The organism is Faecalispora anaeroviscerum, assembly GCF_947568225.1.
Lineage (GTDB): Bacteria > Bacillota > Clostridia > Oscillospirales > Acutalibacteraceae > Faecalispora > Faecalispora anaeroviscerum.
On record NZ_CANOOQ010000001.1, the window covers coordinates 2,349,884 to 2,368,456 of the forward strand.

Consider the following 18,573-nt stretch of genomic DNA (forward strand, 5'->3'; position numbering starts at 1 on the left):
CGTACAGGCGCAAAAGAGGGAAAACCGCAGAGTGGTTTTCCCTCTTGATTTTTCTCTGCTGCTAATCGAAGTCGCACATCACAATGGTATTTCCATGGTCTTCTATCAGTTTTTTAACATCTTCAAAAGCGATAAAAATTGTCGCGGTGTTTTCCATGGGGTGGATTCCGATTCGCTGGTTCTGCAAGCTTTTATCGAATACCACAATTACATTTTTCTGCGTGTTATTCAGAACTCCAAGCGGAGTCACATGCCCTCTTTCCAGCATCAACAATTCTCCGAGTGACTCCTCGCTGGCAAAGCTTAGCTTGCGGCTGGAAATCCTTTCGCTCAGGCTTTTTAAGTTTACTGTTTTATGCCCCGGCACGGTAACCAAATAATAATTTCTTTTTTTATCGTCGCGCAGGAAGAGATTTTTTGCAATCTGTTCGCTGTGTGGAATATTCAGAGCGTCCAGCTCCTCAATGGTGTAAACGGCGGGATGCTCATAGGCTTCATAAATAAGCTGATGCTTATCCAAGAGATCATATGTGTCTTTTTTATCCAGCATTTCAATGAACCTTTCCCATTCGTCATATGGCTTGATAAGCTTCTGTTGGTTTGTGTGTAACAAATAATCCGCTTCTATTATAGCGTGGCAGAAAGCAAAAAGGAACAGACAATTAAATTGAAATTTTCTGGCCCGCCCGAAGAAATTTTATGGCGGCAAGCCCAATATTTAGGCGTTTAGGGCAGTTGTGTGCTTCCCGCGTCAAAACCTCCCGCAAAAAAATGCAGCCCAACCGCAAGGGTTGAACTGCATTTTTTGTGTTATTAGCCCATTTTAAATGCCGGTTGAAATCGTGATCATTAGATAGTCGTCCAACCACCATCCACTTGTAAGAGTTGACCTGTCGTATAGCTGGAAGATTCAGAAGCAAAATAGATGATTGCACTATCTAATTCACCAGGCTGACCAATTCTTCCCATGGGGCAATATGTCTTGATCAGTTCAATTGCACTGTCATTTGAAAGAGCGGCACTAGTCATTTCGCTCGAAAAATAAGCAGGACCGATTGCATTGACTGTAATACCGGTCTTTGCCCACTCGTTTGCCAGAGATTTTGTCAGCATTAAGACGCCGCCTTTTGTAGTGCCATATGCCGACAGATGAAATCCGGTCATTGAAACAGTGGAATGGATGGAACCTACGTTGATAATTCGGCCATAATGTGCCGGAATCATATACTTCGCCGCTTCCCGTGAGAAGAAATAGACTTGGTTTAAATTGGTATCCATCATTTTTAGCCATTGTTCATTAGAAATATCTGTTGCAGCGTCAAAAATGGCAAGACCTGCATTGTTGACCAGAATATCCAATTTGCCGTAATGTTCAACCGTATCTTTTACGGTAACAGCAATTTGGTCCGGTTTCGTTACATCGCATTCGTGAACATAGCATTTAGAGCCGATTGCTTCAATTTCCGCTTTGACCTTTTCCAGGCGGTCCATGCGCCGAGCGCAAAGAGCAATATCCGCGCCTTGGTTTGCCAAAGCTTTTGCAAATTGCACACCCAGGCCTGAAGAGCCTCCTGTAACCAACGCAATTTTGCCAGTTAAATCAAAATAGTTTTTCATAGTGTCCTCCTTATAAGTTTGTTATTTAATTAACATTGGGTTTATAATAAAAGGACTAACTTTAGATATAGGAAACTAAACTTTAAAAAAATGATTTGAATCTATTTCTGTTTCAATCGAGTGCATAAGCCCCATAAACTCAAAATAAACCCAAACCATATAATATGCTGAAAAGAAACCCGAAAAGCTAGCATTCATGCGACTTTCCGGGCTTTTGTATTGGCCCGCCCGGAGGGATTCGAACCCCCGGCCTTCAGAATCGGAATCTGCTGCGATATCCAGCTTCGCCACGGGCGGAAATATTACTGCATTAGTATAGCACAACCACTTCAGTTATGCAATCCTTGTCCTTCGATTTTCCTTTTCCATAAAATTTCCTTTCCGCGCGTGCGCGCCGCTGTGCAAACCTTGGTACTTCGCCGCATACAATGAAACAAGCTATGGAAAGGAGAAAGCTGCCATGCAATTTCCAAAATCTTCACGTTCGGCCCGGTGCACCGGTGCCCTGTATCAGGTGATCACCGGCACGCCCGGCGGAAACAAGCGCTTTTGCTGCCATCGGGAGCTGCGCGAAAAGGCCAGCCTGCTGGAGCAGGCCATGGACGACACCCTGCTTGTCATGGCGCGCATGGTGGAGCAGAAGGACCCCTACACCGCCGGGCACCAGCTGCGGGTGAGCTGCCTGGCCAGCGATATTGCGCTGGAAATGGGCTGGGCTCCCGAGCGGTGCGATCTATTGCGCCGCGCCGCAATGATTCACGACATTGGTAAGATAGGCATTCCCGGCGATCTGTTAACGAAGCCCGCAGTCCTTACTCCGCTGGAAATGGCGCTGATCCGCACTCACGCGGAAACCGGCTACCAGATGATTAAGGACATTTCTTTTTTCACCCCGTTGGCGGAGATTATCCGTCAGCACCACGAGCGCATGGACGGCTCCGGTTACCCGTGTGGACTGAAGGGGGAGGAAATCCTGCCGGAGGCACGAGTTCTGGCGGTGGCGGATGTGTTTGAGGCCATGACCTCGCACCGGCCTTACCGCCCTGCACCCGGCACGGAGGCGGCTTTGGCAGAGCTTTCACGCCACTCGCTCTACGATGCCGCACCGGCGGATGCCCTGGGCATCCTGATCTGGGAAAAGGATTACCGGATTCTTACGGGACGCATGGGCGATTGAAAAGCACGGTATGGTGCGATATAATACAGAAAAACAAAACTTTCACTCCGAAAGGATTTTTTATGACAGACACGCCGCTTTATACTGCGCTTTTGGAGCACCAACAGAAAAACCGTTCTTCTTTTCATACGCCGGGGCATAAAAATGCGCCGGGCGCTTTGCCGAGGGATTTACTTTCGCTCGATTTTACCGAGCTGCCGGATACCGACAGCCTTTTTGAGGCTGACGGTGCGATCCTTGCGGCAGAACAACGGGCGGCACAGTTGTTTGGGGCAAGGCGCACGCTGTTTTCCGCAGGGGGCTGCACGCTCTGCCTTCAGGCGATGCTGTATTTAGCCGCACCCCGAGGCGGTACGATTCTATTTGACCGCGTGCTGCACCGCAGCGTGGTTCATACCATGGCTTTGCTCGACATTACGCCGGTCTGGATTCTTCCGCGCCCCTCAGCGGGGAGAGGCCTGCCCGGCCGGGTCGACAGCCGAGATGTTCTGTCTGCCCTGCGCGAGCACCCCGACGCGAAGGCGGTGTTCCTTACCAGCCCCGATTATTACGGGGTACTGGCGGACATCCCAGCCGTTTCTGCTGTCTGCCGAGAGAGAGGGATTCCCCTTTTGGTGGACAACGCCCACGGCACGCACCTGGCTTTTCTAAAAGAGAACCGGCATCCTCTGTATTTGGGAGCCTCCGCCACGGCCTGCTCGGCGCACAAAACACTACCGGTGCTGACCGGCGGTGCGTGGCTCAATCTCGCCGAGCCGTCTTTTGCTCCGGATGCCAAAAGGGCGATGGCACTGTTCGGCTCCACAAGCCCGTCGTACCCGATTATGGCGTCGCTCGATCTGGCGCGTGCCTGGCTCGAAGAAAACGGACGCGCCGCGTTTGCCGCTCTGGAGGAGCGGGCTGCGGCGGTGCGGGAGCTGGCGGCCCGGCTGGGATTTCCCGCTCCGGAGGGAGAATGTGATCCGGTTCGTTTGACTCTGCGTACCGCCGAGGCGGGAATCTTGGGGACGGACGCCGCCGAGCTTCTGCGAGGGCATGGCGTAGAGCCGGAATACGCCGATTCTGCCCAGCTGGTGCTGATTGCCACGCCGTTTAACAGTGAAACGGATTTTCAGCGGCTGGAAGAGGCAATTCGAGCGCTGAACCCCGGTAAAACGAAACCAGAAACGAAGCCCGCTTTGCCCGCTTTGCCGCCTGCTTTGCTGACGCCCCGGCAGGCGCTGCTTTCCCCGGCCGAAGAGGTTCCGCTCGCGCGGTCCGTCGGCAGAATCGCAGCTGAAACCAGCTGCCCATGCCCACCCGGCGTGCCGGTGGTGATGCCCGGTGAAAAAATAACCGACGAAATTGCCGAGTTTTTACGTGGGTATGGCATTTTTTCATTAAAAGTGGTAAAATAAATCAGATACCCTGTTTTCGCTTTTTGAAACGTTCCGCAACCTGTATAGGAGGGATATTTTATGAAACTGATCCTTGCCATTGTCAGCAGTGACGACAGTGCCACGGTACAGGCCGCATTGACGAAAAAGCATTTCCCGATCACGAAGCTGGCGACGACCGGCGGATTTTTAAAGGCCGGGAACACCACGTTTATCGCCGGTGTGGAGGACGATAAAGTAGAAGAAGTCATTTCGGAAATTGCCGCGCACAGCAGCCGCCGAACCCAGATCGTGCCCAGCGCTTCCGCCATGGATATGGGGCTTTACGCTTCTTTCCCCGTGGAGGTCACGGTTGGAGGGTCGACGATATTTGTGATGAATGTTGAGCGGTATGAAAAAGTATGATTTTTGAAGGATTTTTCGGTAACGATTCTCTGCGTCAGCAGCTTTCGCTTGCGCTGGAACAGGATCGCCTTCCTCATGCGGTGATTCTGGAGGGTCCGCCCGGCAGCGGCAAGCGCACTCTGGCGGGGATTTTGGCCAGAGCCTGCGTATGCACCGCCCAGGGTGAGCGCCCCTGCGGTGTGTGCCCGGCCTGTGTGAAGGCAAAAGCGGGGTCGCACCCCGACATTATTGTGGAGAGCGGCTCAGGCGCCGCGCGGTCGTTCCATGTGGACGCCGTACGTCGTGTTCGTTCCGACGCGTATATTAAGCCGAACGAGGCTTCGCGAAAAGTATACTGCCTGTTTGAGGCTCAAACCATGTCTGAACAGGCGCAGAACGCCTTGCTGAAAATTCTGGAAGAGCCTCCGGAGGGGATTTTGTTCCTTCTCACGTGTCCGTCTGCCTCCGCGCTACTGCCCACCATCCGCTCTCGTTCGCTGATTTTGACGTTGGAGCCGCGCGAGCAGGCCGGCGAACACCCGGAGGTTCAGGCTCTTGCCGCCCAGATTTTGCGCGAGCTCCCTCTGCCGGATGAGTCTGCGGTACTGAAAACGTGTGCACCCTTGATCCAGAACCGCGAGCTTCTGCGCCTGGTGCTTGACCGCCTGACGGTGCTGTTCCGTGACGCCGCTGTGCTGCGTGCCGGCGGAACCTCTTTAACCCGCGACCTTTCCGCGCAGGAGCTGGCCCGCCAGCTTACCCGCGATCGCCTTTTGGCGCTGACGGAGCTTTGTATCCAGACCCGCCGCCGCATAGACCAAAACGCAAACAGTACCCTGTTGGTCACGGTTTTTTGTGCGCAGCTGCGCGCCGTGGCAGGGTATTAATCACTCTACAAGTCAAAGAGCGGCGGGGGAGAAACGCCTGTTGCGACACCTTGCTTTATGGAAGATTTTGTAGTACACAATAAAGGAGAGAACTATGGCCGAAGTAATTGGCGTACGATTTAAAAACGTGGGCAAAGTGTATTACTTTGACCCCGATGGAAATAGCTTGAAAAAGGGCGACATGGTCGTTGTTGAAACCTCTCGCGGGGTGGAATGCGGAGAGGTTGCCATGGAAAACCGCCAGGTAGACGATGAAACAATTGTGCAGCCGCTGAAAAAGCTGATCCGCATTGCGAATCAGGACGATTTGAAGAAACTCGCGGAAAATCAGATTCGCGAGAAGAGCGCCTTCGAGGTCTGCAACAAAAAGATTGCCGCCCACAAGCTGGAAATGAAACTCGTGGACGTGGAATACACCTTCGACAACAGCAAAATCCTGTTTTACTTTACCGCCGACGGCCGCGTGGATTTCCGTGAGCTGGTCAAAGACCTGGCTTCGGTGTTTCGCACGCGTATTGAGCTGCGCCAGATCGGCGTACGCGATGAGGCAAAGATGCTCGGCGGCCTTGGAATCTGTGGCCGGCCGTTCTGCTGCTCCACCTTTTTGGGCAGCTTTCAGCCGGTTTCCATCAAGATGGCCAAGGAGCAGAATCTTTCCCTCAACCCGGTCAAAATTTCCGGCACGTGCGGGCGACTGATGTGCTGCCTGAAGTATGAGCAGGAGGCCTACCTGGATCTGCTGCGCACCACCCCCAAGCTCAACGCCATTGTGATGACACCCGAGGGACGCGGCATTGTGGTGGATCAGAATTTATTGACCGGTGTGCTGCAGGTTCGGCTTGACAAAGCGCCGGACGCCGCGCCCTCCACCTATAAGGCCAGGGACGTAAAGCTCATTAAGGATGCTCAGCTGCGCGTGAACAAGGCAGAGCTCGACCAGCTTAAAGAGCTGGAAAAAGATTGAGATTAGATTCACAATTTCATAAAAATCAGTTGCAATTCTGCCATTGTGTGTTAGAATAGGGGAGTAATACTTATTCTGGAGGTGCTTAACAATGGCATATGTAATTAACGGTGATTGTATTTCCTGCGGTGCTTGCGCAGGTGAGTGTCCCGTGAGCGCTATCACTGATGGTGCTGACAAGTACGTAATTAACCCCGAGCTTTGCACAGAGTGCGGCGCTTGCGCTTCCGTGTGTCCCGTAGGAGCCCCGAATCCCGAGGCTTAAGGCTCAATCACTGCATTGAATTTAAGGCGGAGCGTTATTAGCTCCGCCTTAAATTTTGGACAAGACTTCGGGTATGGATTTTTGCTGCCCGCTGCTTGTTTTAGAATAGAATTTTCTTCCCCTGATTAATCATCCTCCGGAGGTACCCCATGCAGCCTGAGCTGGAACCGCTTTCTCCCCATATCTCCGTGTTTGTTTCACAGACGCATCGCTTTAATACGGATACGATTTTGCTGGCGCATTTCGCTGCCCCCAAAAAAGGTGAGAGGTGCGCCGATTTCGGCACCGGCTGCGGCGCGATTCCGCTGATTTGGCTGGCCCGGTATGCGCCCGCACAGATTTGCGGGGTGGAATTGCAACCAGACGCCTGTGAGCTGGTGCGGCAATCCGCCGAGTATTGCGGCGTAACAGACCGGCTGAGGGTGCTGAATCTCGATCTGCGGGAGCTTGGGAAGCCGCGCGATCCGTGGCTGAAGAACTGCGATCTCATTGCGTGTAACCCGCCGTATAAGGCACAGGGGACAGGGATTGGGAACCCGGAGCAGGGCAAACGGCTGGCTCGGCATGAGGAAGCCTGCACCATAGAGGATGTGGCGCGCGCGGCCTTGGCCTGCCTGCGCTATGGTGGGCGCTTCTGCCTGTGTCAGCGCCCGGAGCGCCTGGCAGATATTCTCACAACCCTGTGTGAGAACGGCCTGGAGCCGAAGCGCCTGCGGTTTGTGCAGGCCCGCGATGGAAAAGCACCGAAGCTGTTTTTGCTCCAGGCCCGCAAGAAAGGGCAGTCCGGCGGCCTTTTGGTGGAGCCACCGCTGATTCTGCACAACAAAGACGGAACCTTTACCCGGGAAATGCTGGAGATTTACGGATCCTACAAGGAGGGGCACGAATGACCGGAAAACTGTATGTGGTGGGTACGCCCATTGGGAACTTATCGGATTTTTCGCCCCGCGCGGCGCAGACGCTCGCTGAAGCGGATTTTATCGCCGCCGAGGATACCCGGGTGACGGTGAAGCTGCTGAACCATCTGGGAATTAAAAAGCCGATGGTGAGCTATTTTGAGCATAATAAGCTCGAGCGCGGAGGTATGATTACCCGCCGGATTCTGGAGGGGGAAACCTGCGCACTGGTTTCCGATGCGGGAATGCCCGCGATTTCGGACCCCGGCGAGCTGCTGGTGGCCCAATGCGCGGAGCTGGGGATTCAAACGCTTGTGGTGCCCGGCCCCAGTGCGGTGATTTCGGCGCTGGCGATTTCGGGCTTGCCTACCGGCCGGTTTACGTTTGAGGGCTTTCTAAGCGTGAATAAGCGCGCCCGGCGCGAGCATCTGCAGCAGGTGGAGGGGGAAACCCGCACCATGGTGTTCTACGAGGCGCCGCATAAGCTGGCCGCTACTCTGGTCGATATGCTCGCCGCCTGGGGCGACCGCCGCATCGCGCTCGTGCGCGAGCTGACGAAGATCCACGAGGAGGTCATCCGTACCACGCTCTCCGAAGCGGCGCGCCGGTATTCCGAAGAGAGCCCCAAGGGGGAATTCGTGCTGGTGATCGAGGGGGCCCCTATCCCTGTGGAGGAGCCGCTCACGCTGGAGGACACCATAGAGCTTGCGCGCACCTTTTTGGAGGAGGGAGCCTCTGTTTCGGAGGCGGCGAAACGCGCCGCAAAGGAAAGCGGGCACTCCAAAGCGGAGATTTACAAAAAAATTTGCGAATAATTCTTAATTTTTTACCGTTTCCACTTGTTTTTTTGACATTTTTTAGTATAATAGAAATGAAGCGATCACATCCTATTTCAAAACGCCGGTGAACCGGCGTTTTATTCCGCCGCACAAAGCGTCTGGAGCGGGGTGGCATCTCTTACTCATTTTTACAAGGAGGACGAACAGTATGGAACTGAAAGGAAGCAAAACCGAAGCAAATCTGCTCGCTGCATTTGCCGGGGAATCTCAGGCCAGAAACAAGTACACATTCTACGCTTCTCAGGCGAAAAAAGAAGGCTACGAGCAGATCGCAGCTATTTTTGAGGAAACCGCCGGCAACGAGAAGGAGCACGCTAAGCTGTGGTTCAAATATCTGCATGGCGGCGAGGTAGGAGCCACAAAGGACAACCTGCTGGATGCCGCGCAGGGCGAAAACTACGAGTGGACAGAAATGTACAAGGAGTTCGCCGAGACTGCCGCGAAGGAAGGTTTTCAGGAGATCTCCACTGCGATGAAGCTGGTAGGCACTGTGGAAAAATCCCATGAAGAGCGCTACCGCAAGCTGCTGAAGAACATTCAGGAGGATATTGTGTTCCAGAGCGGCGAACAGACCGTTTGGGTATGCCGCAATTGTGGATACATTCATATTGGCGACAAAGCTCCCAAGATCTGTCCTGCCTGCAAGCATCCCCAGGCTTTCTTCGAGCGCAAGGCTGAAAACTATTAAGCAGTTCCTGTTCCATAGGAGCGGCGTTTTCCCGGCAATGCAAATTGCCGGTTTGGCAGAAGGACTGCGTACGGCTGGAAGGTGTTGCTGTAAACAGCCTTTCTAAAATAAAATACGCCTTGATTCGGCTTTTCAAGCCTGATCAGGGCGTATTTTTTGTGTTGTTAGATCTAATGCTTTCCGCAATTTGTTATTATAGATTCCTTTTGCGGCGGCACGCAACTGCTCCGCTTACCTCCCGTAGTAGGCATCGAGGTACATCTGCCGAATCTCACTCATCAGCGGGTACCGGGGGTTTGCACCGGTGCACTGATCGTCAAAGGCATGCTCGGTCATCTCGTCAAGGGTTTCTAGAAACACGGCTTCGTTAACGCCCCAGGCCTGAATCGATTTTGGAATGCCCACTTTTGCCTTAAGCTCCTCTATCGCGGCGAGCAGGCCGTTGAATTTTTCTTCGTCGCTGCTGCCGGGAATGCCGAGAAAGTCGGCGCATTCGCAGTAGCGCTCCAGTGTGTGTGGGTACTGATACTGCGGGAAGGTCCCCATTTTGGCCGGGCAGGGGTCGGCGTTAAAGCGCATGACATAGGTGATCATCAGCGCGTTTGCCACGCCGTGCGGCACGTGGTGGAACGCCCCTAGCTTGTGCGCCATGGAGTGGCACACACCGAGAAACGCGTTTGCAAACGCCATGCCCGCTATGGTGGAGGCATCCGCCATTTTTTCACGCGCGATGGGGTCTTCCGCACCCCGCTCGTATGCCCGGGGAAGATAGGTAAAGATGCTTTTCAGGGCTTTCAGCGCAAGGCCGTCGGTGTAATCCGTCGCCAGCATGGCCGCGTAGGCCTCCAGTGCGTGGGTCATCGCGTCAATGCCGGAAGCAGCTGTCAGGCTTTTCGGCATGTGCATCATCAGGTCTGCATCGACAATCGCCATTTTGGGCATCAGCTCGTAATCGGCCAGCGGATATTTGATGCCGGTAGCCTCATCGGTAATCACAGCGAACGGCGTTACCTCAGAGCCGGTGCCGGCCGAGGTGGGAATGGCGATGAAATAAGCTTTTTCGCCCATCTTGGGGAAGGTGTACACCCGCTTGCGGATATCCATAAAACGCATGGCGAGATCCATAAAATCTACCTCGGGATGCTCATACATGGTCCACATAATCTTGCCGGCATCCATTGCGGAGCCACCGCCGATTGCGATAATGCAGTCTGGCTCGAACGCGGCCATGGCTGCGGCGCCTTCCTTTGCGCAGTGCAGAGTCGGGTCTGGCTGAACATTGAAAAAGGTGGTGTGCGCAATCCCCAGTTCGTCGAGGCGATCGGTAATACTCTTTGTATAGCCGTTGCGGAACAGAAATTCGTCGGTGACGAGAAACGCTCTTTTTTTGTGGAGTACGTCTTTCAGCTCGCCCAGAGCCACCGGCAGGCAGCCTCGTTTGAAATATACCTTTTCCGGAGCGCGAAACCAAAGCATGTTTTCTCTCCTCTCTGCTACGGTTTTCATGTTGAGCAGATGCTTAACGCCCACGTTTTCCGAAACGGAGTTTCCACCCCATGAGCCGCAGCCGAGTGTTAGCGAAGGGGGCAGCTTAAAGTTATACAGGTCGCCAATCCCGCCCTGCGCGGCAGGCGTGTTGATGAGTACGCGGCAGGTTTTCATCGCGGCGACAAACTGCTCCATCTTTTCCGGTTCAGTCACGGGATTAATATACAGGGAAGAGGTGTGGCCGTAGCCGCCGTCGGCCACCAGTCGCTCCGTCTTTTGAACTGCGTCGGTAAAGTTTTGAGCGCGGTACATAGCGAGAACAGGGCTGAGCTTTTCATGGGCAAAGGCTTCCGCCGGTTCCACGCTTTCCACCTCGCCGATCAGGATTTTCGCGTGTTCCGGCACGTCGAAGCCGGAGAGCTTTGCGATGGCGTGCGCGGACTGACCGACAATTTTGGAGTTGAGTGCGCCGTCGATCAAAATCGTTCGGCGAACCAGCTCGGTTTCTTCGGGGTTGAGCAGGTAACAGCCGCGCGCTGCGAACTCGGCTTTCACCTGTTCGTAAACGTCGCTCAGCACAATCACCGATTGCTCTGAAGCGCAGATCATGCCGTTGTCGAACGTTTTGGAGTGTACGATCGAGTTTACGGCCAGAATCAGGTCTGCGGAACCGTCGATAATGGCGGGGGTATTGCCCGCGCCGACGCCGATGGCCGGCTTGCCAGAGGAATAGGCGGCCCGCACCATGCCCGGGCCCCCGGTAGCAAGAATAAGATCCGCTTCCTTCATAGCCTGATTTGTCAGCTCCACAGAGGGGGCGTCAATCCAGGTGATAATGCCTTTAGGCGCTCCGGCGGCCACAGCTGCATCCAGAACCACTCTGGCGGCGGTAATCGTACTTTCTTTGGCGCGGGGGTGCGGGCAGATGAGGATGGCATTTCGGGTTTTCAGGCAAAGAAGTGCTTTAAAAAGAGCGGTGGAGGTTGGGTTGGTTGTCGGAATCACCGCGGCGATCACGCCGATTGGCTCCGCGATGGTTTGAATGCCGAACGAGGCGTCCCTCTCCAGAACACCGCAGGTTTTCGTGTTTTTATACGCGTTGTAAATAGATTCGGAAGCATAGTGGTTTTTAATCACCTTGTCCTCTACAATCCCCATGCCGGTTTCTGCAACCGCCAGCTTTGCAAGAGGAATACGCTGGTGGTTTGCGGCCATGGCGGCGGCCAGAAAAATTCGATCAACCTGTTCCTGGGAATAGCCTGAAAAAAGCTTCTGAGCTTTGCGCAGTTCGGTAATTCGTGAAGTTAAGGTCTCTGCGTTGGTCACGAACCCGGTGGGGTTCTGTACGGCTGCTTTGGGAGCTTTTATTGTGGCCATATCAATTCCTCCGATTCAAAAATAGGAATGGGTGACAGGATGGATGAACAACAGAAAATATATTGTTATTTTTTTAACTATCGCTACATTCCTATTATATCGAATATGTTAATTGTTTGTCAATCTTTTTCGCTTTCTAAAAGAGGAGAATTTTATCCGCCGCATTTTGCCTTTTCGCTGCATTTATGGTATGCTAAGGAAAATTGGAAATGTACGGGTGAGAGAATATGAAAAGATTGACGGGAATGCTTCCGTTTTTATTGGTGCTGGCGGTTCTGTTTTATCTGCCGCCTTTGATTCTGGTCAGCATGGGTATGGTGCTGCTTCCGTTCTTGGGGGTTATGCTAGCGGTTTGTTTCTTCTGTGCGCTGATTTACGGCATCTTCCGGCCTTTCGGCAGCTTTGTGTTTGCGCTGCTGGCCGGGCTGCTCTTTTTGCCGTCTGCGTTTATCTTTTACGAAGGGGCGTGGATATACGCGATCATTTATGCGCTGGCCAGCCTGATCGGCGGCGTGTTTGGCACGCAGATCGTCAAGCTGAGGAGGAAGCCGCAATGAGCCTGCATCAGGGGCCGAAGGGCTTTACCATTCGTGTGCTGCAAGAGGAAGATTTGCCTGCGGTGCTGGAGATTTGGCTTTCCGCGAATCTGCAGGCGCACGATTTTATCCCGGAGGAATACTGGCGGCAAAACCTGCCGATGGTGGGGTTGCTGCTACCGCAGGCTCAGGTGCTGGTCTGCGAGGCGGAAGGAAGAATTCTGGGTTTTTCAGGGCTGGACGACGGGCATATTGAGGGAATCTTTGTCGATGCTCCGGCGCGTTCCAACGGAATCGGAAAGGCGCTGCTGGATGAGTGGAAACAGCGGTTCCCCACCCTAACCCTTTGTGTTTATGAGAAAAACAAAAAGGCCCTTGCGTTTTACCTGCGGGAGGGCTTTTCAACGGTTCGGCGGCAGAAGGATGCCGCGACCGGCGAAGCGGAGTATGTGATGCGCTGGGGTGCTGCGGAGTGAGAAACGAGGGCTGGCAATCCTCTGGCGTTAGGGGATTGCGGAAAGGGTGAGAAGGATGGAAGTTAATGTGCTGTTATTCCCGGACTTTGAAACGCTCGACGCGTTCGGCCCGGTAGAAATTTTAGGGCGGCCCAGCAATTACCTCCTGCACTTTGTATCGATTGACGGTGGCCTGGTGCGCAGCCGGCAGGGAACGGAGATTGCGACCCGGGCGCTGGACAGTGTGGACAGAACAGCCACTCTGCTTGTACCCGGCGGAATGGGAACGCGCTCACTCGTTCAGGAGGAACGCTTTCTCGCACGGCTGGGGGAGGCCGCACAGCAGGCGGATTACTGCCTGACCGTCTGTACCGGCTCGGCTCTGCTGGCAAAAACCGGCCTTCTGGACGGCCGCCGGGCCACCTCGAATAAGCGGGCGATGGACTGGGTGGTTTCAGTGAATCCGGCGGTGAATTGGGTGCGCAGCGCCAGGTGGGTGGTTGACGGCAAATTCTACACGTCCTCGGGCGTTTCGGCGGGCATGGATATGACGCTGGGTTTTCTTTCTGACCGGCTTGGCCAAGAGGCCGCCGAGGAAGCCGCGCGAGGAGCGGAATACCTTTGGAACCGCGACCGCGATGATGACCCGTTTGCCTGTGCCGCGCAGAGCGGCGGCGTCAACCGTTGAAAGGAGAAGAAGCGATGGATTCTGCTTTTGGATTCGGAGGGGCTATGTTCAGCATCATACCGGTGATTGTGGTTGTGATGTTTGTGGTGGTGTTTGGTATGATCCTTATTTCTGCGGTGAGGGGCGCCACACAGTGGAAGAAGAACAACGAATCCCCCATTTTAACCGTGCAGGCGCATATCGTAGCCAAGCGGGCCGATGTGCATCATTATGCGAGCAATGCCAACCCGGACATGGTGACGACCAATACCTCTACTACCTATTTTGTCACCTTTGAGGTGGAAAGCGGCGACCGGATTGAGTTCCATATCAAAAGTACGGAATACGGGATGCTAGCTGAACGCGACCGGGGTCGCCTTACCTTTCAGGGGACGCGCTATTTAAATTTTGAACGCGACAGAGGATAAACACAATTCAAATAAAAAGGATCAGGAGTTCTGTTTGCAGAACTCCTGATCCTTTTTAAACAAGTAATTTCCATACGAGAATTGATTTCAACCCACAAAAACTCTCTTACTGCACTAGTTCGCGCAGGCGCTTTGGGTTGAGCAGGGTGACATGGCCGCGCGAGAGCTGAACCAGGCCGTCATCGGCAAAATATTTCAGCATGCGGCTCACTACCTCACGGGCGCTGCCCAAATGCCGCGCGATTTCCTCATGGGTCATCGTGAGCGAAGGGGAGCCTTCAATTTCGCTCTGCTCCAGCAAAAACGCGGAAAGGCGGCTGTCGAAGCTGGTGAACAGAATCTGCTCCATCATCCACATCACATCGGAAAAGCGGGAGGCCATCAGCTGGCTGGTGTAATCCGCAACGGGCAGGGATTCCTTCATCAGGCTTTCGTACAGCGCGGCGGGCACGATAAAAACATCAGAATCACGCTCTGCCTGCACATGCAGCTCAAAGCTGATGTTTTTCATGATGCACGACGCGGAGAACAGGCAAATATCCCAGTTAAACAGGCGGTACAAGGTAACCTCCTTGCCGCCGGCAGATTCGATAAAAACGCGCAGCTGACCATCTCGCACCAGAAGCAGGCCCGAGCAGTCGTTGTGCCCCTGGTGTACGATCTGCCCCCGCGTAAAGCGCTTCGAATGGGTCTGCGCGCGCACCAGCTGCTGCTGCCGGGGCGTCAGCTTTTCCCACTGGGGAAAAATCTGCTCCAGCGTAATCGGCGTCTGTTCCATGAAAACACCCCCCAAAAAAACAGGCCTTATCTGTATTGCGATACAAGCTGAAAAAATGGTTGATTTCCCCGCTGGGCCAAAGGCGAAGCGGGAAAATCATATCATTTTAAAAAAAGATTGCTGTATCATCAGTATAAGGTCTGTTTTTATTTTATTCAAGGCCGGGGAAATTTTTTAAGCGACAAATTCCGGAATCAGAGCTTTAATCCGCACGGGTGAGCGGGCGCGCTGTCGTAGGATTGGTTGCCGCGGATCATGCTGTACAGGCGGTAGCCGCCGGAGAGGTTATAGCACGAAAAACCGTGCTGAGAGAGAATGCGGCAGGCCAAATAGCTGCGCAGGCCGCTCTGGCAGTGAACGTAGATTTCTTTTTCAGGATCGAGTCCTGTGAGGTTCTCCCGCAGGGAATCAAGCGGAATGTGAACCGCGCCGGGGATCGCGCCGTTGTTCCATTCCATGTCGGTTCTTACGTCCAGCAGCACGGCATTCGGGTCATCCACTACGCGGGGAATTTCATTCCAGTGGAACTGCCGCACCTTGCCGGTTAGGATGTTTTCAATCGCGAAGCCGACCATGTTGACCGGGTCTTTGGCGGAGGAATACGGGGGAGCGTAGCACAGCTCCAGCTCCGCGAGATCAAAGGCGGTCATCCCCGCGCGAATTGCCGTAGCCAGCACATCGCAGCGCTTGTCGACACCGTCGAACCCGACCACCTGCGCGCCGAGGATTCGCCCGGTCGGCTGCTCGAACAGCGCCTTGATCGTCAGGTTCACTGCGCCGGGGTAATAGGTTGCGTGCGAGGGAGAGAAGATGTGGATTTTATCGTAGGAAAGCCCGGCGGATTTTGCCGCGGCTTCATTCAGGCCGGTGGAGGCGATTGTCATATCGAACAGCTTCATCACAGAAGAGCCTTGCGTGCCGCGGTATTCACTGCCGAGCCCGCAGATGCAGTCTGCCGCGATACGCCCCTGTTTGTTGGCCGGGCCTGCGAGCGGCACATAACCGGGCAGGCCGGTGACAAGATTCGTGATCTCGACTGCGTCGCCCACCGCGTAGATGTTTTCATCGGAGGTGCGCATGTGGCTGTCGGTACGGATGGCGCCGCGCTCGTTGACGGTAAGGCCGGCGTCGCGTGCCAGCGTGCTTTCGGGCCGGATGCCCGCCGAGAGCAGGAGAAGATCGGCTTCCAGTGTTTCTCCGTTCTCCAGATGAACACGCAGGCCGTCCGTCTGAGGGTCGATTGCGGTGACCTTCTGTGACAGTACCAGGCCTACCCCCTGGTGGCGCAGGTACTGCTGCACCTCGCAGGCCATGTCGTAATCCAACGCGGCCATAATGTGATCCATTGCCTCTACCACTGTGGTGGCTACGCCGGCACGCATTAGGTTTTCGGCCATTTCAAGGCCGATGAATCCGCCGCCCATCACGACCGCGCGGCGTGGATGGTTCTGCTCAATATATTCCCGGATGCGCAGGGAATCCGGCACGGTGCGCAGCGTGAACACACGCGCGTCATCGGTACCCGGAATCGGCGGGCGCGCCGGCTCGCCGCCGGGGGAGAGAATCAGCTGATCATAGGATTCCTCATACTCTGTTCCGGCGGCGAGATCCCGGATAAGCACCGTCTTTTTGTTTGGGCGAATTGCCGCGGCTTCGTGTCCGGTACGCACATCAATACCAAACCTCTGGCGGAAGCTCTGCGGCGTTTGAAGGGTAAGCGCCTCTTTTCGGTTGATTTCGCCGCCTACATAATATGGCAGCCCGCAGTTGGCGTAAGAAATATAGTGACCGCGTTCCAGCAGAATGATCTGCGCCGTTTCGTCCAGTCGGCGCAGGCGAGCCGCCGCAGATGCGCCGCCCGCCACCCCACCAATGATAATGACCTTCATACGTATGCCGTCCTCTCTTGTGTAACTCCAGCCTTTATCCCGGCTTTTGGGGGATTATTTTTCCAGCATTTGAAGAATTTTTGCTTTGGGCTGCAGGCCAACGGAAGAAGAAATCAGCTTGCCGCCCCGCATTACCGCCAGCATGGGGATGCTCATCACGCGGAAGGACTGAGCCAGCTCCTGCTCTTCGTCTACGTTAACCTTTGCAACCTTTACTTTTCCTTCCAAATCGTGGCTAAGCTCTTCCACGGTAGGCCCGAGCATCCGGCAGGGTCCGCACCAGGGCGCCCAGAAATCAATCAGCACCGGCTGGTCGGATTCGAGAACTTCGTTATGATAATTATTTTTGGTCAAATGGATGACTGCCATTTGAATAGCCCCCTTGTTTTTTTTTACAGTATAGCAGTATTCCCCGGAATCGTCTGTGACTAGATTACAAAAAGGAATTCTGCAAAAAACAAATTGATTCTGCTGCTTGGGGGAAGCAAAATCAAAGAAGAATTGGGTTCAGAGAAAAGAAAAATTCTTGAGGGGTTGACTTTTTGTTACGCGGCGAGTACAATTACTTTTAGCTATTGATGCTTTAAACCAATAAATCGTTTGCGGTCGATTGGAGTACCGCAAAAGGAGGAGAATATGAAACAATTTAGAAAAATGATCGCGGCGGTTCTGACCGTTGCAATGGCGGCTTCTTTGGGTGCATGCGCAAACGGCGGCGCGGCGACTTCGTCTGCGGCGGTTTCTTCGGCGGCAGCTTCTGCTGAAGGCGGGAAGATGATCAATATCGGTGTCGCTCAGCTGCTGACTCACCCCGCGTTGGATGCTTCGTTAAAGGGCTTTAAAGCTGCTCTCGCGTCGCAGGGCTTTGAGGAAGGCAAAAACGTTACTTATGATATTCAGAACGCGCAGGGCGATCAGTCAAACTGCATTACGATTGCAAATACCTTTGCAAATAAAAAGCCAGACCTGATTCTCGCGATTGCGACTCCGGCGGCGCAGGCTGTGGCGAAGGTGATCTCCGACACACCGGTCATGATTACGGCGGTAACCGACCCGGCGGAAGCCAAGCTGGTGGCCAGCAATGAAAAGCCCGGCGGAAATGTTTCCGGCACCAGCGACAAAACGCCGGTAAAGGAACAGATGGAGCTGTTGAAAGAGATCGTTCCCAACGTGCAGACGGTCGGCATCATGTATACCTCCAGCGAAACGAACAGCCAGCTGCAGGCCAAATGGGCCAAGGCAGCCTGTGAGGAGATGGGCCTGAAATACCAGGAATTCACCATCTCGAACACGAACGAAATTCAGCAGGTTGCGCAGTCGATGGTTGGCAAGGTGCAGGCGGTTTACATCCCCACCGACAACATGCTGGCTTCCGGTATGAAGAATGTGGCTGCGGTGACCAATGCCGCGAAGCTGCCCCTGATCGTGGGCGAGGTTGGCCCCGTACAGAACGGCGGCCTTTGCACCGTCGGCATCAACTATGAAAAGCTCGGCTACCAGACTGGCCTGATGGCTGCGAAGGTACTCAAAGGCGAGGCGAAGCCCGCAGACATGCCGATTGAATACCAGGCTGATTACGACATCTCTTACAACAGCGCGGTTGCAAAGCAGCTGGGCATTACCCTTCCCGACCGGATTCTCAAGGGTGAGGATGTCGCGAAAACAAAATAAGCAATTTCCGGCAGAAGGATGCCGGTTGAGGCAGGCGGAACGCGTTCCGCCTGCCTTTTTTCTGCCCGGCCGTTTGTGGAAAGCGGAGAAAATGGATCATTTCGGCTTCTTTGCGGCAGAAAGAGAGAAATCGGTACTTGACATTTTTTTCGGGGCAGAGTAAAATACAGCTATTGATTTGATGCTTTAAA

At 54.1% G+C, this 18,573-nt stretch carries 20 protein-coding genes and 1 tRNA gene; 14 read left to right on the top strand and 7 right to left on the bottom strand.

Features of this window, described 5'->3' with window-relative positions; genetic code table 11:
• Positions 1–61 precede the first annotated feature (61 nt).
• From QOS46_RS11645 to QOS46_RS11655, 3 genes are all read right to left on the bottom strand, one after another.
• Complete coding sequence (locus QOS46_RS11645; RefSeq protein WP_283609941.1) at positions 62–550, bottom strand: prolyl-tRNA synthetase associated domain-containing protein; 489 nt, start codon at positions 548–550, stop codon at positions 62–64.
• A 299-nt stretch (positions 551–849) separates the two neighbouring features.
• Positions 850–1,617 (bottom strand): SDR family NAD(P)-dependent oxidoreductase, encoded by a 768-nt coding sequence (locus tag QOS46_RS11650; RefSeq protein WP_283609942.1) that lies wholly within the window; start codon positions 1,615–1,617, stop codon positions 850–852.
• Between the two features lie 220 nt (positions 1,618–1,837).
• A tRNA-Arg gene (locus QOS46_RS11655) sits at positions 1,838–1,914 on the bottom strand.
• Between the two features lie 163 nt (positions 1,915–2,077).
• Between QOS46_RS11655 and QOS46_RS11660 the strand changes: the two genes are divergently transcribed.
• The 9 genes from QOS46_RS11660 to rbr all read left to right on the top strand — a co-directional run bounded on the left by QOS46_RS11660 (position 2,078) and on the right by rbr (position 9,093).
• Complete coding sequence (locus QOS46_RS11660) at positions 2,078–2,794, top strand: HD-GYP domain-containing protein (RefSeq protein WP_283609943.1); 717 nt, start codon at positions 2,078–2,080, stop codon at positions 2,792–2,794.
• Between the two features lie 62 nt (positions 2,795–2,856).
• A complete protein-coding gene (locus QOS46_RS11665) occupies positions 2,857–4,191 on the top strand; it encodes an aminotransferase class I/II-fold pyridoxal phosphate-dependent enzyme (RefSeq protein ID WP_283609944.1) in 1,335 nt (444 codons plus the stop codon).
• A gap of 60 nt (positions 4,192–4,251) precedes the next feature.
• Positions 4,252–4,575 (top strand): cyclic-di-AMP receptor, encoded by a 324-nt coding sequence (locus QOS46_RS11670; protein WP_283609945.1) that lies wholly within the window; start codon positions 4,252–4,254, stop codon positions 4,573–4,575.
• A complete protein-coding gene (locus tag QOS46_RS11675; RefSeq protein ID WP_283609946.1) occupies positions 4,572–5,441 on the top strand; it encodes a DNA polymerase III subunit in 870 nt (289 codons plus the stop codon). Before QOS46_RS11670 ends, QOS46_RS11675 begins: the two co-directional genes overlap by 4 nt.
• 94 nt (positions 5,442–5,535) lie before the next feature.
• Complete coding sequence (locus tag QOS46_RS11680) at positions 5,536–6,405, top strand: PSP1 domain-containing protein (protein ID WP_283609947.1); 870 nt, start codon at positions 5,536–5,538, stop codon at positions 6,403–6,405.
• A gap of 91 nt (positions 6,406–6,496) precedes the next feature.
• Positions 6,497–6,670, top strand: coding sequence for a DUF362 domain-containing protein (locus tag QOS46_RS11685; RefSeq protein ID WP_283609948.1), 174 nt, complete (start codon positions 6,497–6,499; stop codon positions 6,668–6,670).
• A gap of 149 nt (positions 6,671–6,819) precedes the next feature.
• Positions 6,820–7,560, top strand: coding sequence for a tRNA1(Val) (adenine(37)-N6)-methyltransferase (locus tag QOS46_RS11690; RefSeq protein WP_283609950.1), 741 nt, complete (start codon positions 6,820–6,822; stop codon positions 7,558–7,560).
• Complete coding sequence (gene rsmI / locus QOS46_RS11695; RefSeq protein WP_283609953.1) at positions 7,557–8,381, top strand: 16S rRNA (cytidine(1402)-2'-O)-methyltransferase; 825 nt, start codon at positions 7,557–7,559, stop codon at positions 8,379–8,381. The genes QOS46_RS11690 and rsmI overlap by 4 nt, the downstream gene beginning before the upstream one ends.
• Positions 8,382–8,553: 172 nt before the next feature.
• Positions 8,554–9,093, top strand: a complete 540-nt coding sequence (gene rbr / locus QOS46_RS11700; RefSeq protein WP_283609955.1) for a rubrerythrin — start codon at positions 8,554–8,556, stop codon at positions 9,091–9,093.
• Between the two features lie 231 nt (positions 9,094–9,324).
• On the opposite strand, the gene adhE is transcribed toward rbr, so the two are convergent.
• Positions 9,325–11,958, bottom strand: coding sequence for a bifunctional acetaldehyde-CoA/alcohol dehydrogenase (gene adhE / locus QOS46_RS11705; RefSeq protein WP_283609957.1), 2,634 nt, complete (start codon positions 11,956–11,958; stop codon positions 9,325–9,327).
• A gap of 227 nt (positions 11,959–12,185) precedes the next feature.
• On the opposite strand from adhE, the gene QOS46_RS11710 reads away from it, so the two are divergent.
• The 4 genes from QOS46_RS11710 to QOS46_RS11725 are packed head-to-tail and all read left to right on the top strand — an operon-like array spanning position 12,186 to position 14,044.
• A complete protein-coding gene (locus tag QOS46_RS11710; RefSeq protein WP_283609959.1) occupies positions 12,186–12,515 on the top strand; it encodes a hypothetical protein in 330 nt (109 codons plus the stop codon).
• A complete protein-coding gene (locus tag QOS46_RS11715; RefSeq protein WP_283609961.1) occupies positions 12,512–12,970 on the top strand; it encodes a GNAT family N-acetyltransferase in 459 nt (152 codons plus the stop codon). The genes QOS46_RS11710 and QOS46_RS11715 overlap by 4 nt, the downstream gene beginning before the upstream one ends.
• Positions 12,971–13,025: 55 nt before the next feature.
• Positions 13,026–13,637 (top strand): DJ-1/PfpI family protein, encoded by a 612-nt coding sequence (locus tag QOS46_RS11720; protein ID WP_283609964.1) that lies wholly within the window; start codon positions 13,026–13,028, stop codon positions 13,635–13,637.
• 14 nt (positions 13,638–13,651) lie between these two features.
• Positions 13,652–14,044: a DUF2500 domain-containing protein gene (locus tag QOS46_RS11725; protein ID WP_283609966.1), complete on the top strand. Its 393-nt coding sequence runs from the start codon at positions 13,652–13,654 to the stop codon at positions 14,042–14,044.
• A 106-nt stretch (positions 14,045–14,150) separates the two neighbouring features.
• On the opposite strand, the gene QOS46_RS11730 is transcribed toward QOS46_RS11725, so the two are convergent.
• From QOS46_RS11730 to trxA, 3 genes are all read right to left on the bottom strand, one after another.
• A complete protein-coding gene (locus QOS46_RS11730) occupies positions 14,151–14,822 on the bottom strand; it encodes a Crp/Fnr family transcriptional regulator (protein WP_283609968.1) in 672 nt (223 codons plus the stop codon).
• Positions 14,823–15,016: 194 nt separating this feature from the next.
• The gene (locus tag QOS46_RS11735; protein WP_283609970.1) at positions 15,017–16,711 is read right to left on the bottom strand and encodes an FAD-dependent oxidoreductase; all 1,695 of its coding nucleotides are present in this window, start codon (positions 16,709–16,711) and stop codon (positions 15,017–15,019) included.
• A gap of 54 nt (positions 16,712–16,765) precedes the next feature.
• A complete protein-coding gene (gene trxA / locus QOS46_RS11740) occupies positions 16,766–17,080 on the bottom strand; it encodes a thioredoxin (RefSeq protein WP_283609972.1) in 315 nt (104 codons plus the stop codon).
• A 267-nt stretch (positions 17,081–17,347) separates the two neighbouring features.
• Between trxA and QOS46_RS11745 the strand changes: the two genes are divergently transcribed.
• Positions 17,348–18,382 (top strand): ABC transporter substrate-binding protein, encoded by a 1,035-nt coding sequence (locus QOS46_RS11745; RefSeq protein WP_283609973.1) that lies wholly within the window; start codon positions 17,348–17,350, stop codon positions 18,380–18,382.
• The last annotated feature ends 191 nt before the right edge of the window (positions 18,383–18,573 follow it).